We start from the raw sequence: 16,047 nt of genomic DNA on the forward strand, positions 1-16,047 counted from the left end.
TTATGGACACGTTCATGACAGCCGCAGGCTCAGGGACGGCCTGGATCATCTGGGGCGCGCTGCTCGTAGGCGGGTTTTTGCAGGGCTCGGCGGGCTTCGGCGTCGGTCTGTTCGCTGCCGGAATCATGACGGCGTTTGTTTCCGTAAAGGATGCCACGTTAATTATTTTGGCACTGACCATCGTTATGTCCTCCTATGTGCTAATCCGGCTGTGGCGTCATGTCCGCTGGACGATGATGGCCTGGGTGCTCGCCGGTACCGCAGCGGGGAGGCTGGCTGCTTACGGCTTTATTCACCGCTTCGGCGAAACGGCTGCAGCCAAGCAGTGGCTTGGTTTTATGCTGATCGCCATCGTCATCTACCTCTGTCTGCGTCCTCGCATTGAATCCCGTTTCCAGTCGCTGATGCGCTGGAACGGAACAGCCGCCGGAATTGGCGCGCTTGGCGGCTTTATTGGCGGCGCTTTTGCCGTCGGAGGCCCGGTCTACGCTCTCTATTTCATTCATCTTTTCCAGGATAAAAAAGAATACAATGCCACCTTGCAAGCCGTATTCATTTTATCCAATCTGTTCACGCTTGCTTTGCACGGATCGAGCGGCGACCTGGGCGGCACGTTCTGGCTGTACACGCTGACCGGCATCATACCGGTGCTTGCGGGGGTTATGCTCGGCAGCCTGCTGTTCCGCCGCATGTCGCGTACCGCTATTTTGAACTGGGCTTATATCATCGTTGCTCTATCAGCCGTTCGGCTGATTTGGAGTTAGGAGTAAGGAAATTAAAATTGTTGATGAAAAGAGGAGCGGAGCTAAAGGGCGAGCCTGAAGAAGCGCCAGCGTTCGCCTTTAACGTCGGATTTCCCCCATTCTGGGAGATACAATTCGAAGAAATCCGAGGTTAACAGCGATCGGAGGGCCGGCCTTTAGCGCAGCGGACGATTTTTCATCAAATCATGGAGGTTAATTCATGCACAAATTTCTGATTCACAAACAAGGCGACCATGTCGGAGTCGCTACCTCGGATATCGAGGCGGGAGAAAAAGTAATCGGCGTCTATATGGATGACGACTCCACGATTGAGGCCGTTGCGGCCGGGGCGATTCCGCTCGGTCATAAAATTGCCGTTGCCGATCTTGCGAAGGACGGCCATGTCATCGAGTACGGCCTGCCGATCGGTTATGCGCCGGAAGGCTTCAAGTTTGGCGATTATGTTCATACCCACAATATTAAAACGCTGAGGTGGTAGAGAGATGAAACAATTATTCGGTTACAGACGCGAAAACGGTAAAGTCGGCATCCGCAATCATGTCATTATTCTTCCGGTAGACGATATTTCGAACGCCGCCTGCGAGGCGGTCGCCAACAACATCCAAGGCACGATGGCATTGCCTCACGCCTTCGGCCGATTGCAGTATGGCAAGGATCTGGAGCTGCATTTCCGCACGATGATCGGCACGGGCTCCAACCCGAACGTCGCAGCCGTCGTCGTTATCGGCATTGAGCCGAATTGGACGAAGATTATTGCCGACGGCATCGCAAAAACCGGCAAGCCTGTCGCCTCCTTTTCCATCGAGGGAACGGGCGATCTGGAGGTCATCCGCCAGGCTTCCTGGAAAGCGAAGGAGTTTGTGCAATGGGCGTCCGAGCAGCAGCGCGAGCCGATTGAGCTGAGCGACCTGACGGTCAGCATCAAATGCGGGGAGTCCGACACAACGACCGGTCTTGGTTCTTGTCCGACGGTCGCGCAAGCGGTCGACCGGCTGGTCGACGCCGGAGCTACAGTGTTTTTCGGCGAAACGTCGGAGCTGACCGGCGGCGAGCATTTGATCGCCGACCGCTGCGCGACGCCGGAGCTGCGCGATAAGTTTATGGCGATTTACGAGGACTACATCGCGGAAATTAAAAGCTCCGGCGTTGATCTGCTCGGCTCGCAGCCGACGCAGGGCAATATTGCCGGAGGGCTGTCCACCATTGAGGAAAAGGCGCTCGGCAACATTGAAAAAACAGGCAGCAAACCGGTCATTGGTGTACTGGAGCCAGCCGAAATGCCGGAAAACGGAGCAGGCCTTTACTTTATGGACACCTCCTCGGCGGCAGCGGAATGCATCACGCTTATGGCTGCAGGCGGAGCGGTGCTGCATTTCTTCCCGACCGGTCAAGGCAATATTATCGGCAATCCCATTGAGCCGGTTGTAAAAGTGACCGCCAATCCCAAAACGGCCGCATCGATGAGCGAACATGTCGATGTAGACTGCAGCGGCTTGCTGTCTCGCGAAATCAATTTGACGGAAGCAGGCGATCTGCTGATGGATTATTTATGCCGCGTCGTTAACGGCCGTCTGACGGCTGCCGAGGCGCTCGGACATAAGGAATTTGTTATGACAAAGCTGTACCGCAGCGCGTAAATTTCATGAGGTGATAGCGTGAGCAATGAGGAACGGTCAACTTTAATTCCAGGCTCCGCGCTAATACGGTTTGCCAGCGATGTGCTTGTCGGGCTCGGCATGCCGGAGGCGGACGCTGCTATAACCGCCGATTCACTCGTAACGGCGGACCTCGAAGGCAGCGGCAGCCACGGCATTAGCCGTCTGCCGATCTATGCCAAGCGGATCCGGGAAGGGCGCATCGCTGCGCAAGCGGAGATCAGGTATGAGACGGCAGGTTCCGTGCTGCGCGTGGACGGCGGCAACGGATTAGGGCAGGTCGTCGCTTACCGGGCGGTTGAAAAAGCGATTCCTTTGGCAAGGGAAGCCGGAATGACGGGCATTTTTATCCGGAACAGCAATCATTTCGGCACCGCTGCTTATTTCTGCCAGCAAGCATGCAGAGCGAATATGGCGCTCATTGCCATGACCAACTCGCCTCCGGGAATTGCCCCGTGGGGAGGGAAACAAGCCTTTTTCGGCACAAATCCGATTGCCTTCGGTTTTCCGGTCCGCAGCGGCCCGCCGGTAATCGTCGATATGTCCTCCAGCGTCGTCGCCCGCGGCAAAATCATTCTCGCCGATAAAACCGGCTCATCCATTCCAGCAGGCTGGGCGATGGATGAGCATGGAGCGGAAACGACCGATCCGGCCGCCGCGCTGCGCGGCGCCGTTCTTCCGCTGGGAGGAGCAAAAGGGTACGCGCTCGCACTGGCCATCGAGATGATGTGCGGCGTCCTTAGTGGCGCCGCATACGGCCCGCATGTGAATAATCTTTACCGTGACGGCGATCCCGCCGCCAATGTCGGTCACAGCTTTATTTTGCTGGATATGAGCCGTTGGATGCCGCTTGATTCATATTACAACCTCGCGGAGCAATTCATACAGGAAGTAAAGGATACGCCTAAAGCGGCGGGCAGCGAAGCGATTTATTATCCCGGCGAACGCCGACACCAACAATTTATGAAGCGATCTGCCGCCGGACTGGCGGTGCCCGCGGAGGTCGCCGGCGAATTAAAACGCCTTGGAGATGAAATCGGGGTTGTTTTCCCGGAAGGAGCATCGCATGAAAGCAGTCATAACGGAGCTTAATTGGCCCGTCGGCATTGAACTGCTGGAGGAGGCGGGGTGGAATGTTCTCTACGACCCCGTGATCTGGCAGAATCGCGAACGGCTGAAAGCGGAGCTTCACAACGCCGACGTGCTGATTGTCCGCAATCAGACGAAGGTGGATCAAGAGCTGCTCGGCTGGGGAAGCAGGCTTAGAGCAATTGGCAGACTTGGGGTCGGGTTGGATAATATCGATCTTCAAGCGGCATCTGAGCGTGAGATCCCAGTCATTTACGGTAAAAATGCTAACGCCACTTCGGTTGCCGAGTACGTCATCTCCGGTATTTTCGCCGCCTCCAGACTGCTGCGCGAGGCTGATACAGATGTCAAAAACGGCGGCTGGAACCGCCGCAAGTATACCGGAACCGAGCTGTTCGGCAAGACGCTTGGACTGATCGGCGTTGGAGAAATCGGGCATCGGGTTGCGGTTAGAGCGAGGGCGCTTGGCTTGCATGTGGTCGGCTATGACCCGTTTGTTGCCCCGTACGATTTTCCCGCAGCAGAGAGCGGTATTCAGCTTGCTGATCTGAAGCGCGTCCTGGCCGAATCGGATTACATCAGTCTCCATGTGCCGCTTACAGCGGACACTCGTTACTTGTTGAATCGCGACGCTTTTCATCAAATGAAACCGGGCGCCGTTCTGATCAACAGCGCCCGTGGCGGAATCGTCCATGAGCATGATCTGAATGACGCTTTGCAGAACGGGACCATAGCCGGAGCAATTCTGGATGTGCTGGAGCAGGAGCCGCCTCCGCCGGATCATCCGCTGCTGCAGCGGGATAACTGTCTGATTACTCCGCATATTGCAGGGCTGACCGAGGAATCTCAGGTTCGAACTGCCGAAATGGTATCCCGTGAGATTATCGGCGAAATCGCCGGAAGACGGTCCCTGTGCAGAGTTGCGTTTAGAAGGTAGTTTTCAACGCATGACAGCAGAGTGATAATCAAGCAAAAGTTGTTTAAGTTTTTAAAGGTAATCCCGTCTATTAAAATGCATCTGGGAGTTGTTGCGCTCATGTCATCCGTTCTGCTGCGTTCCGAGCCTGGCGAGGCTAGGCCGAATCCGGCTCCCCGCTGGCGCGGAATGACTCAAGGAATTGTGCTTACGGTGGTGCTTGCCGCCGTAGCCGGGAATATAGCGAAGCTTCCGTTTTTCTCCATTATGGGCGTGATGATCATCTCAATCGTGCTCGGCGTCTTTTGGAAATCCACGATGGACATCCCCCAGACGGCTGGCGCTGGCATTACGTTCAGCAGCAAATATTTGCTGCGTGCCGGCATCATTTTAATGGGACTGCGGTTGAATCTGAGTCAAATTCTCGATGCAGGTCTTCCGGTGCTGATGATCGATATCATCGTCATCACCTTTACGCTGGCTTTTATGATTTACTTGGGGCGCAAGCTGGCTGTTGATACGCATTTGTCGGCGCTCATTGCTGTAGGCACGGCTATTTGCGGCGCAGCTGCCATCGTTGCTGTCGCTCCGCTCATCGGCGCGCGCAAGGAACTGACCGCTATATCCGTAGCCTGTATCGCGATACTCGGTACAATCGGCTCGCTTGCGTACATTTTTCTCTATCCCTATATGGGATTGGAGCCGTACCTGTACGGGGTGCTGGCAGGCTCTACGCTGCATGAGCTTGCTCATGTCATAGCGGCTGGCGCTCCCGCAGGTGCGGAGGGAAGCAACGCGGCGATTGTCGTGAAGCTGGGCAGAGTGGCCTTGCTGATTCCGGTTGCGCTTGTGCTTGGCTATCTGTACCGCAGCAAGCAACAGCCGTTGCAGGAGAAGGGAAAAGGCTGGAAAAGCCTGCCGATTCCTTGGTTCATCTTCGGTTTTTTGGCGATGAGCATCGTGAATACGACAGGGGTACTGCCGGCGCAGCTGCTGACGTTTCTTGTTGCGGCCAGCGTATTCCTGTTGTCGGCGGCAATGGCGGGACTTGGGCTGAGCATTAAGCTGGCCGACTTCAAAAAGGTCGGCAAAAATGCCATTATCGTCGCGGTAGCCGGATTTGTTGCGCTCGCCATTGTTGGCCAGCTGCTGATTATGCTTTTTTATTAGGGAGCTGCGGTAATGCAGTCGGAGTGTGCGAATCGTGGGGTCGCATTGGAATATTGGAATTTGGCCTTCGTGAATGCCAAGTGGTGAGTTCGGAAAGTTTTAACGTTTGATTTCATTTGTCTCCGGCATTTAAGACCATTTTAGGTCTTATTCAAGGGTATTTTCGGGGAAAGATAAGATGTAAGACCATTTTTGGTCCTATTTTGGACCAATGGCTCGTTTTGCCGCAGAATAAGTCCTTAATTTGCCTTAATAAGTGGATAATCGAATTTTCCAATAGCAATTAGTCCGTTTTGGGCCTTATCTATGACAAAAGTAAAAGCACGGCCTGCCTTTGCGAAGGCGAGCCGTGCTTCTTTGTATTTTAAAATGGTGTTAATATCCGCGAACCTCATCTTTGAGATGTTTATCCTGCCGAACTTCCATAACCATAAACAGCGCAGCGGCAGCAAACAGCAGCCCAACGGCCGCTTCCTGGATCCAAGATGCCATAAAATCACCCGCCTTTAATTCGCATTGGTTTACTTGTATTTATAATATAGGAGCAGGAGCTTTATTTGTCAACATCGGCGGGCAAATTAGGCTGGTTTGGGGCCATACAAAAAGCTTGCAACGGATGTGATCAAGCTTCTATAATGGAGTCAATTTTCACATATGGGCAAAGTATTTGATCATCGGATCAAATACTTTTCTACGTTTAAGGGGTGATGTTAGGTGGGAGAACCTAACCTGGCGGAAAAGGGACAACTTGAGGTTCGTAGAGCAAACGCGGAAGATGCGGATGCGATGCATGAGCTGTACGTCGATGCAGCCAAGTGGATCAGCGCCAAAGGAATTCGCCAATGGGGCGAGGCCGACTTTCCTAAGAGCTACATCGAGCAGTTCATCCGCGAAAAGGAAGTGTTCGTGGCCGTGCAAAACGGGGAGCTGGCGGGCTGTTTTTCGGTCCAATGGGACTATGAAACGATTTGGGGCGAGCAGTTCCATGAACAGGCCGGTTATGTGCACCGCCTTGCCACTTCGCGCAAGTTCAAGGGACAGGCCGTGGGCAGCCAGCTGCTTCAGTGGGCCGAGAATTACATTAAGAGCAAAGGCAAGTCATGGATGCGCCTTGACTGCATGGCGGACAACGAGTCGCTTAACCGCTACTATCTGAGCCAAGGGCTCGTCTATTGCGGCAGGCATGACGACCAGTTCTGGAGCGCCAATTTGTATGAGAAGGAACTATAAGATTGAAGATCTGAAGCCAAGGGCTGTTGCCCTCGGCTTTTTTGTACAGAAGTAATCCAAATGAGACAGTCAAAAAAGTATTTGTCACAGGTTTGGAGCAGCGGGCGCTTGCTTGGTACGCGAAACCCGAGAAAAAAAGCGAATAAGGATTTACAAATATGGGGAATCTTTGGTACCATAATCAAAACCAAAACGCGATGAAGAGAAGAGTAAGGGAAAAAGCGCTTGTACAGAGAGCTCCGGCCGCTGAAAAGGAGCCAGGCGCGCTTCCCCGAACCAAGCCTCTGAGCAGCAGGCCGGAACCATAACGGGGATGGCATGACGGGCGCTCCCGTTACAGAGCTAGAGTATAAACATGGGGCCTGATCATCATGGCCTATGCCGTACTTGAAGAGGTTCTATATGGCGACATAGGAACAAAGCCGGGGTGGCACCGCGAGTAACTTCGTCCCCAAGACAACTGTCTTGGAGGTGAGGTTTTTTGTTTTCTACACATTGATTTGGTTAACAAAAGGAGGAACCAACGATGGCAGATGAAAATAAACACGCGGAAGACGAAGCTTACATGATCCGTCTGATTCAAGAGGAACTCCGGGCGATGCCTTTCAGCCGCAGCATGTGCACCCGGTTCCCGCCGGAGCCGAACGGCTACCTGCATATCGGCAGCGCCTACGCTATCCATACCAGCTTTAACGTAGCGGAAAGGTTTGGAGGCACGTTTCATTTGAGATTTGACGATACAAATCCTCTAAAAGAGGATATCGAGTACGTTGAAGCAATAATCGAAGATCTCAAATGGCTTGGTTATGATCCGGGGCCGCATATTTACTACGGATCAGACTACTCGGAGGAAATTTATCAAGCTGCGCTGAAGCTCATTCGTAAGGGCAAAGCATATGTATGTGATCTGACGCCAAAAAAAGTAACGAACTTTCGCGGCACGTTAACGGAACCGGGAAAGGACAGTCCTTACCGGAACCGCTCCGTCCAAGACAATCTGGAGCTTTTTGAGGGCATGAAGGATGGCCGCTTTCCGGCAGCCTCTAAGGTGCTTCGCGCCCAAATTGACATGGCCTCTCCAAATATGAACCTGCGGGATCCTATTCTGTATCGAATTATTGATGCCGAGCATTATCGAACGGGAACGGCTTGGCGCATCTATCCGATGTACGATTTTGCCCATCCGATTCAGGATGCCATCGAAGGCATCACCTATTCGCTTTGCTCTATTGAATTCAAAGATCATCGACCTCTTTATGAATGGGTACTGGATGAACTGGATATTCCCGAACCTCCCCGGCAACGGGAATTTGGCCGTTTAAATCTTACCGGCGTGCTGACGAGCAAGCGGTTTTTGCGGCCAATGATTGAAGGAGGGCATGTGGACGGCTGGGACGATCCCAGACTGCCAACGCTGCAAGGCTTAAGAAGACGCGGATTTACACCGGCGAGCATCCGTGCTTTCATCGAAGCGGTCGGCAGCATCCGCACGCAGAGCACGGTAGATATCTCCCTGCTGGATCACTGTTTAAGGCAGGATCTCAAAGAGCAGACCGATTGTTTTATGGCTGTGCTGAGGCCGCTTAAGGTTGTGATTACGAACTATCCTGACGAAGCAACAGAGTTGCTGGCTGTGGAAAACAACCGGGAAAATGAGGAGCGGGGAGCAAGGAAATTTCCCTTTTCCAAAACGATTTTTATCGAGCAGGATGACTTTATGGAGGTTCCCGTTAAAGGCTTCCACCGGCTGACGCTGAATGGTGAAGTTAGACTAAAGGGGGCTTATTTTATCAGCTGTCATGAGGTGGTAAAAGATCCGTTAACGGGGGAGCCGATAGAGCTGAGATGCACGTATGATTCTGCGACCAAAAGCGGCAGCGGATTCAACGCGCGGAAAGTAAAAGGCACCATCCATTGGGTGTCGGCTGCGCATGCCGTTCCTGCAGAGATCCGTTTATACGAGAAATTGCTGCATAAAGAGGAAATGCCTGAAACAGACGAAAGCTGGATAGAGCTCCTGAATCCGCATTCGCTGACAACGATTCTAGGAGCGCTGCTGGAGCCAAGCCTGCAGCATACGGCGCCTGAGCAAAAGGTCCAGTTTCTACGCCATGGGTACTTTTGCGCGGATATTAAAGATCACCGTGCCGACCGGCTGGTGTTCAACCGGGTCGTACCTCTGAAGGGTTTAAAAGAATATTGAGCTATGAAAAGAAACAGCGACACCAAGGGCGCGAACATACAACCCTGAACTGTCGCTGTTTCATTGATCTTGACCTAGTTAGATCAATTAGAGTTGAAGTAAAATTGGTTATAATTCGATAAGAGGTGACCGTTTTTGTTTACTCTGAACTTTAGCGCAAGACTTTTCAAACCTAAGGCTTTTATTACAGATGTCAGTAGTTCTGGCTTAATTACTTGTAGAGAAACGTCGAGTAATACGTTGGAAGTTATTGATGCTATTTTATGAAAATGAGCAGGAGCCGAGGCAACAAGCTGTCCTGGTGAGTTTGACGTCATGGCTACAGTGAAAATGATTGCTAGGACAATAAAAATAGCTCTAACGCAACACAGAGAGCTTATTAGGCCCAAATCAGCTTCCCCGCCAACGTAACGCAACTGAGAAGGCTTATTAGGACATTATCACGCTAATTTGAGCTAAAATACGGAAATAACGCTTCTGAGTTGCGTTACATTTGAAATACAGCGAAAAACAACAAAATAACGCTTCTGAGTTGCATTAGAATCATTTCAAGTTCGTTTAGATTTGTTTCCCGCTTCATAGGTGAGCTAGGTTTCGCAAATGACCGCATCGGCCAGTCGGTTTCCAACCGGATCGTACCGCTGAAGGGATTCTAGTGTTTAAAATGAAAAAAGCAGACCCGCTGAGCCTGCTTTTTCTTTAACAATATTTAAATATGGAATACCCGCTTAACCTCCGCGTTCCCCTTAACGCCTTCCGGCCATACGATATCCAGCTCGATGCCTTCGGGCGCTGTAACGCTCAACTGCATTTTGTCTTCATTTAGGCTCCATGAGACATTAATTTCTCCTTGACCCGGAAGAGGAACAGCGCCGCTCGCCCATCTCAGCCCAGCTGGTTCAGGTGCAATCTGCACCTTGCGCCAGCCCGCATCCAGCGGACGAACGCCGAGAATTTCCCGTCCCAGAAAATATCCCGGAGCTGCCGACCAGGCGTGGCAGTGGCTGCGCGTCAGCATATCGGAGTTGGCGCGGTTCTCGTCATAACTTGGATACATCTCCCAGCAAGTGGTCGCTCCGTGATCGAGCATGCGACCGTACTGCAGCCGGATATCGTTTACAAGCACATCGGATCGGCCAAGCTCGGCCAGCACCTCATAATAGAAAAAGCTCATAAACGGACTGCCGATTTGTGTCCAGTCGTCAGGCGGCTGAAGCACATGGCGCTCCAGCGCGGATTTTCGCTCGCCGTCGGAAGCGGCGCAAAGGCAGGCGATTACCTGAGTCTGCACGCTGAAACGCTCCGAACGCCTGCCGTTCTTATGAATGCAATCCAGAAAAGCCTGCCGCTCTTCATCCCACAAATGCTCATTGACCGCAACGCGCAGCGCCTTGCTCCGCTCCTGCCACACAGAGGCCTGCTCCGGCTGACCGGCTCTTTCGGCAAGAGCCGCAGAAAGCCGCATCGCTTTCATGAAAAACAGGTTCTGATGCGTTACGATGCCGCGGTTCGGCTGATCGATTGGCGCCCAGTCCAGCAGATTCCAGCTGCGGATATTAAACAAGCCGTTACCATCAATATGCTCGTAATATGCATCCAAAGCGCGCTGCACCGCTGGCCAGATCGACTTTGCATATTCGCTGTCATCGGTATGTTCCACATACTCCTGGCAGGCGATCATCCAGAAAAAGGTCCAGTTCGGGATGACGCTGTTCCAGCCGCTTGGTACCTGATCCAAATAAAGCGGATTGCGGCTTCCAGAGCCGGGAACGAGATCCAGGCAGCGTTTGACGATATCGGTCGCGCCGAATACATAATAGTTGACCAAAGCCTCGTTCCTGGCATCGCCGACCCAGAAAGTCTGCTCATATGCCGGACAATCCACAAAGGTGTCTTCCATGCAAAGCTTGGTCGTACGCCGGCTAATTTGCCAAATTTCGTTCAATAGCGAATCGGAAGAGCGGAACGAGCCTCTTTCCGGCAGAGGATATGAGCTTTGATTCATATAGATTTCGTACAGCTTTACAGGCGCGGCAGCCTGCCGGACGGTTACGATCAGAAAACGGCAGCCTCTGCGGACAGGGGAGAGGTAGCTCTGTCTGCCGTCCCGGCAAATATATCGGACCGTGTTATCAAGCCCATACGTATGCTGCCGATAGTTTCCTTCAATATGCTCAATCCCGTATACGTCTAAAATAGTGCCGGCTGCTGCTTCCAGCTCAAAGCCGATATAACCGGAGCGCTGCTCGCCAAGATCAACGACAAATTCGCAATCTTCGGCTAAGCCAGGCAGTACCGCCGGTTCGGGAGCGGGAACAACCATCCGCTGCAGCTGCGCCGGGACGGCCAGCGGCCTCACCGCAGTTTGCCACACGCTGCTGCCAAAAACGTCCTGATCAGTATAAAGTCTCTCATCAAGCTCACGAATCCATGAACTTAGCTCAGGCAGGTTGTCCGGCAATTCGCCGTCACGCAGCTGAATGTAGAGCGGATGATCGGCCAGCTGCGGACTTTCCAGCCAATGCTCCGTCCGCTCGGCGGTGGCAAAGGGACCGATCAGGGCGAATGGAACTTCTTTTTGCTCTTTTGATGCGTCCTGACGGTCATCAGGCTGAGCAGCGGTCTGCTCCGTCAAACGGGGGCGAGTCAGCGTAAACGGAGCATCGGCATCAAGCCCAAGATGCCAGCTGGCTCCATGATCGTATCCGGATTCGTTTTCAATGAGCAGCAGATGTGAACCTGCGGCGGCTTCGAACACATCGTATCGTTCCGGCTGAACGCCGTAGCTGCGAGCGGCCTTTTTGCCGTCAAGCAGCACGACGCCGTCCGTTCCGGTTGGAAAACCGACCGTGATGGAGCAGTCCTTTTCCATGTTTATTTGAACGGCCAGAAAACCTTTATAAGCGACCGGATTTGCGCTCCAAATACTATCCGGCAGCATGATCGTTTTCAAATCAAATGCAGCCATATAAGCAGGCGGGCGAACCTCGTTCAGCGATACAACAGCAGCAGGATATACTTTTTCCTCCGTCAAAAAAGGAATATCGCGCGGGACGAGCTTTTTCCACGGGCCGTCGCCTACAGCGGCAACTTCCCTGGCAGCTTCCCAATTCACGGAAGGCGTCAGGGAGCCTTCCGTTGATTCTTCCACCATCCATTTCTCCGGCAGCTCGCGCGCGTCAATGACTTCGCCGAATGCTTGCTGACAGGCCATGCGGGGAGAGGAGGCTTGTTGGCCCGGCAGCCGGCTTGTCAGCCAGGAATTATCCGTAACAAGCGATACGCCGGAAGAGCCTTCCAGCTCCATAATCAAGCCGCCTTGTCCCAATAAGTAATAAAAGTTGGTCATGCCAAAATGCAGCACGAGCACGGCTATCGTATTTTGGCGCCCGGGAAGCAATAGATGGCCGATGTCATAGGTATCATAGGACTGTTCTTCGGGCCAAGAGCGAACCGGGCCGCGTCCTGCCAGCGTCCCGTTCACATATAAAACGAACCGCGAATCCGCACTGATATGCAGCTTAGCTTCATCATAACCGGATTCCGGGCCGTCAAAGCTTTTTCGGAAGCAGCGCCATTCATTCCGGGGACGATCTTCCTCTCCGCCCCAAATCCATTTGGCCGACCAAGTTCGTTCAGCTTGCATGTCCATCATCCTCTCCGCCATATTCCACCTCATTGTACGCTCATAAATCCAATATAAAGGAGTTGATTCTGCCAGAAAGGATGGTTATTCTGACATAAAGGGGGAAGACACATGGTTCGTACCGTAGTGGATGTTACGCCGGCATCTCTTTTTTTCCATCCTGGGCTTCCCTATCATATCAACCGGGTGTCGGAGTCGTTTCATCTGCATCTGCACCGGCATGAATTTGCGGAAATCAGCCTCGTTATGGAGGGAAGAGGGACGCATTATATCGGGGATTGCTCGATGGATGTAATGCCGGGAGATTTATTTTTGCTGCCGATTGGTACAGAGCATGTTTTTCGCCCAAGATCGATGAAAGGCGTCGAGCCGCTTGTTATAAGCAATTTTATTTTTTTGCCGGAGCAGGCCGAAGCGGCAATTGCCGGCTTTCCCGGTGTGCAGCGCCTCGAGCGCTCACGGCGAGGGCTGAATATGCTTGCATCTGACCGTGAGCCCAGCTGGATGAAACTTAACGATTCTAAGGGAGTTTACAGACGGCTGTTCGAGGCGGCTTACGAGCTGCAGCGCAGGCAGGACGAATACACCGAGCCCATGCTTCACGCGCTGTTTGTACAGCTGCTGGCCGAGATTGACCGGGGATTGGCAGGTACAGGGCGAGGTGCAAGTGAACCTGCGTTGTATTCGCCTGCACAGCGCGGGGAGCAGAAGCTGGAGCAGCTATTGGAGCGGCTGAAGCAAAATCCTGCCGAAGCCGTGCATGCTGAACAGCTTGCAGCTGATATTGGCTGGAGCGTGCGCCATTTTCATCGTAAGTTCAAAGAAGCAACAGGAAAAACGCTGGGAGATTATGTGCAGGACAGCCGTATTGAGCTTTCCTGCAGACTTCTGCGCAGCGGCGTTAGCGTGCAGCTGGCCGCCGAAAAATGCGGGTACATGGACAGAGGATTTTTCACTCGTATTTTTACCCGCCGTATGGGGATGTCTCCGCGGGATTACCGAAAACGGGAGATTTCTGCATTTCCAATTATGACCCAACTGTCTGATCTGGATTGAACGGCAGAAACACGTATACGGAGCTGCTGCAAAGGGCTAAAATTGGATAAGAATCGATGCTGCTGTAATCTATTCCGTGATAAATAGGAGGAGAACTAATGCTGGCCAAAGTAGAACAAACAGATGACGGATTAAAAGTAACGTTTGAGCGATACCATAGGCATTCCTGCGAGCAGGTGTGGTCATATTTGACCGAAAACGACAAGCTGCAGCAATGGTTCGCCGAGCTGTCGGTCGAGGATTTGCGCAAGGGAGGTCTAATTAAGTTCGACATGCAGGACGGAACCTTTGAAGAAATGGAAATATTCGATTATGAGCGGGGCCGCGTGCTGGAGTTTGCCTGGGGGGAAGACCAGGTGCGCTTTGAGCTGACCTCGATTGAGGACGGCTGCCGACTGATGCTGACCGAGACTTTATCCGCCGTGACCGCTCATACGCCTAAAGATATTGCCGGGTGGCATGTATGCCTGGACGCCATTGAGGCGCTCTTGGATGGACGACAAGTAGAAAATGAGTGGGAACCGCGATTTGCGGAATATTCAAAAGTGTTTGAATCGCTACGTTAGTCTTTAAGCTAAGCCTCTGGTTTTTACACAGGCTTAGCTTTTTTCTTGCTCTAAGATAAGCTTCAACGAATCGGTACCGCGTAGATCTCACGGTTTTGAATGGCGTGAGACTGAATCGTTATGTACAGAAGGAGCTTGCAGCGCAGGTTTCTTCTGTTTTTTGCACTTTTTCACTGTTAAACAGTCGCTATTTGCGACCATTCGCCGCAGCAAATTAAGAAAAATACAGCTTAAGCAAACACCCCTTGATTTTATTTTACAACTCATTATATTCACATTAAATTACTTTGGATAATTCCCTGCTATTGCCAATCTATGCGTAATTTAGTATTATATCTCCCAACTTGAGCTAGAATTTGTTAGGTAAGTTAGGTTTCGCTTTCGGTCCAGATCGAAAACACTATTGTCCCGATTGACAATGCTGCAACCGGATAAGCGGAATAAAATGAGAATACAGCATGCGATCAGGAAGCGCTGCAATTTCATTTAATTATTTAGCCCGGTTTGCAAACGCTTTCTATTACGTCAAAAAGCGACCGATCCTGCTGAGCCTAATGCAGTCTCTAGCGAACAAGTACAAGGAGGTGGAGTTTCCGGGTTCAGCTTACGGCTGACAATCGGAAACGACTGAATGGCACTTAAGATCGGGATTGTTGGAATGAACGGAATCGGCAACAACCATGCCGCATGTTACAAAGAAGACGAATTGGCCGATCTCGTAGCGGTTTGCGACGTCGTGAAGGAACGGGCTGACGCTGCCGCAGAACGTTACGGAGCCAAAGCTTACTACAGCCTGAAGGATATGATCGAGGGCGAGCCGGATTTGCAAATTGTTGACATTGCAACGGGCGGCATCGAAAACGGCAGCTGGCATTTTGAGCCTGCGATGGAAGCGGTCGGTTACGGCAAACATGTGCTGGTAGAAAAGCCTCTTTGTACGGATATCAACCAAGGCAGACAACTAGTCGCTTTGGCGGAAGAGAAAAAAGTGTACCTGGGCTGCAATCTCAACCATTATTTTACGCCGCCAGCTGAAAAAGCAAAGCAGTACATGGACAACGGTGAAGTGGGAGAGCTCGTATACTGCCTGCTCAAGATGGGCTTTAACGGCGGAGAAGCCAACTACGGGGCACCCGGCTCGCCTAAAATGAAAGGCCATCCGTACTTCCACATGAAGGCTTTCCTGACTCATCCGTTTAGTGTTATGCGCCATTTCTGCGGTGATATTACACATATTCAAACCTTCTCGGACACGCCGGGCTTCCGGCGCAACGCTGGCGACGTTATGGTGTCTATCAACAGTATTCACGTCAAATTTGCCAATGGCGGCGTCGGATATCTCCTCAGCCAACGCGGTGATGCCGTATACGGGCTTGGCGGCTGGTGGAGCGCAGAGGTAGCCGGCACTAAAGGCACCTTCACGATTGAGAACTGCGTCGAAAAGCTATCGCTTTGGAGAGCGGAGCGCGGCGTTCCGGCCATAAGCGAACCGATCCAGGCGGAAGTGACGGATTACGGCACAAAGGATTTCGGACGAACGTTCAACAACAGGCTGCACGCCTTTCTGGAGGACATCTCAAACGGCGTGCCTCGTGAAGAGCTGCGCGCGAACGGACGGGACGCACTGGCTGTTCTTGAATACACTTTTGCTGTTATCGAGTCGTACGAACGTGGAGGAGAGGTCGTTCGTCCGCATCCGCTGCCGCCGCTCTTCGGCGATCCGCATTCCTTGAAATAAATCAGATCACTGAT

General features: G+C 52.3%; 12 protein-coding genes and 1 other annotated feature. Of the genes, 11 read left to right on the forward strand and 1 reads right to left on the reverse strand.

The features are described from left to right. The first annotated feature begins 2 nt into the window (after window positions 1–2). From M3223_RS15450 to M3223_RS15485, 8 genes are all read left to right on the forward strand, one after another. The gene (locus M3223_RS15450) at window positions 3–764 is read left to right on the forward strand and encodes a sulfite exporter TauE/SafE family protein (RefSeq protein ID WP_251563062.1); all 762 of its coding nucleotides are present in this window, start codon (window positions 3–5) and stop codon (window positions 762–764) included. 199 nt (window positions 765–963) lie between these two features. After that, entirely contained in the window at window positions 964–1,242 is a 279-nt protein-coding gene (locus M3223_RS15455) for a UxaA family hydrolase (protein ID WP_251563065.1), read from the forward strand. 4 nt (window positions 1,243–1,246) lie between these two features. Then, on the forward strand, window positions 1,247–2,401 hold the full coding sequence (locus M3223_RS15460; protein ID WP_251563066.1) for a UxaA family hydrolase: 1,155 nt from the start codon (window positions 1,247–1,249) through the stop codon (window positions 2,399–2,401). Window positions 2,402–2,419: 18 nt separating this feature from the next. After that, window positions 2,420–3,511 carry an Ldh family oxidoreductase gene (locus M3223_RS15465; RefSeq protein WP_251563068.1) on the forward strand — a complete coding sequence of 364 codons (1,092 nt, stop codon included), beginning with the start codon at window positions 2,420–2,422 and terminating at the stop codon, window positions 3,509–3,511. Beyond that, the gene (locus tag M3223_RS15470) at window positions 3,486–4,445 is read left to right on the forward strand and encodes a hydroxyacid dehydrogenase (protein ID WP_251563070.1); all 960 of its coding nucleotides are present in this window, start codon (window positions 3,486–3,488) and stop codon (window positions 4,443–4,445) included. The genes M3223_RS15465 and M3223_RS15470 overlap by 26 nt, the downstream gene beginning before the upstream one ends. A gap of 99 nt (window positions 4,446–4,544) precedes the next feature. Beyond that, window positions 4,545–5,594, forward strand: a complete 1,050-nt coding sequence (locus M3223_RS15475) for a YeiH family protein (protein WP_435368021.1) — start codon at window positions 4,545–4,547, stop codon at window positions 5,592–5,594. Between the two features lie 714 nt (window positions 5,595–6,308). Further along, window positions 6,309–6,824, forward strand: coding sequence for a GNAT family N-acetyltransferase (locus M3223_RS15480; protein WP_251563072.1), 516 nt, complete (start codon window positions 6,309–6,311; stop codon window positions 6,822–6,824). Between the two features lie 188 nt (window positions 6,825–7,012). Next, window positions 7,013–7,280: a binding site (T-box leader), on the forward strand. A gap of 70 nt (window positions 7,281–7,350) precedes the next feature. Further along, window positions 7,351–9,027, forward strand: a complete 1,677-nt coding sequence (locus M3223_RS15485; protein WP_251563074.1) for a glutamine--tRNA ligase/YqeY domain fusion protein — start codon at window positions 7,351–7,353, stop codon at window positions 9,025–9,027. Between the two features lie 709 nt (window positions 9,028–9,736). On the opposite strand, the gene M3223_RS15490 is transcribed toward M3223_RS15485, so the two are convergent. Beyond that, complete coding sequence (locus M3223_RS15490) at window positions 9,737–12,673, reverse strand: family 78 glycoside hydrolase catalytic domain (RefSeq protein WP_251563076.1); 2,937 nt, start codon at window positions 12,671–12,673, stop codon at window positions 9,737–9,739. A gap of 111 nt (window positions 12,674–12,784) precedes the next feature. Between M3223_RS15490 and M3223_RS15495 the strand changes: the two genes are divergently transcribed. The 3 genes from M3223_RS15495 to M3223_RS15505 all read left to right on the forward strand — a co-directional run bounded on the left by M3223_RS15495 (window position 12,785) and on the right by M3223_RS15505 (window position 16,033). Then, on the forward strand, window positions 12,785–13,729 hold the full coding sequence (locus M3223_RS15495) for an AraC family transcriptional regulator (protein WP_251563078.1): 945 nt from the start codon (window positions 12,785–12,787) through the stop codon (window positions 13,727–13,729). A gap of 98 nt (window positions 13,730–13,827) precedes the next feature. Then, window positions 13,828–14,295: an SRPBCC family protein gene (locus tag M3223_RS15500; RefSeq protein WP_251563080.1), complete on the forward strand. Its 468-nt coding sequence runs from the start codon at window positions 13,828–13,830 to the stop codon at window positions 14,293–14,295. 631 nt (window positions 14,296–14,926) lie between these two features. Beyond that, window positions 14,927–16,033 (forward strand): Gfo/Idh/MocA family protein, encoded by a 1,107-nt coding sequence (locus M3223_RS15505; protein ID WP_251563082.1) that lies wholly within the window; start codon window positions 14,927–14,929, stop codon window positions 16,031–16,033. Window positions 16,034–16,047: the final 14 nt, after the last annotated feature.

Source organism: Paenibacillus pasadenensis, from assembly GCF_023715725.1.
Classification (GTDB): domain Bacteria; phylum Bacillota; class Bacilli; order Paenibacillales; family Paenibacillaceae; genus Paenibacillus_O; species Paenibacillus_O pasadenensis_A.

What these genes read in the sequence shown, in the direction of transcription:
- M3223_RS15490 (WP_251563076.1), bottom strand. Translation starts at nt 12,673, where the DNA reads ATGCAAGCTGAACGAACTTGGTCGGCCAAATGGATTTGGGGCGGAGAG.
- M3223_RS15475 (WP_435368021.1), top strand. Translation starts at nt 4,545, where the DNA reads ATGTCATCCGTTCTGCTGCGTTCCGAGCCTGGCGAGGCTAGGCCGAAT.
- M3223_RS15500 (WP_251563080.1), top strand. Translation starts at nt 13,828, where the DNA reads ATGCTGGCCAAAGTAGAACAAACAGATGACGGATTAAAAGTAACGTTT.
- M3223_RS15455 (WP_251563065.1), top strand. Translation starts at nt 964, where the DNA reads ATGCACAAATTTCTGATTCACAAACAAGGCGACCATGTCGGAGTCGCT.
- M3223_RS15485 (WP_251563074.1), top strand. Translation starts at nt 7,351, where the DNA reads ATGGCAGATGAAAATAAACACGCGGAAGACGAAGCTTACATGATCCGT.
- M3223_RS15505 (WP_251563082.1), top strand. Translation starts at nt 14,927, where the DNA reads ATGGCACTTAAGATCGGGATTGTTGGAATGAACGGAATCGGCAACAAC.
- M3223_RS15495 (WP_251563078.1), top strand. Translation starts at nt 12,785, where the DNA reads ATGGTTCGTACCGTAGTGGATGTTACGCCGGCATCTCTTTTTTTCCAT.
- M3223_RS15460 (WP_251563066.1), top strand. Translation starts at nt 1,247, where the DNA reads ATGAAACAATTATTCGGTTACAGACGCGAAAACGGTAAAGTCGGCATC.
- M3223_RS15450 (WP_251563062.1), top strand. Translation starts at nt 3, where the DNA reads ATGGACACGTTCATGACAGCCGCAGGCTCAGGGACGGCCTGGATCATC.
- M3223_RS15470 (WP_251563070.1), top strand. Translation starts at nt 3,486, where the DNA reads ATGAAAGCAGTCATAACGGAGCTTAATTGGCCCGTCGGCATTGAACTG.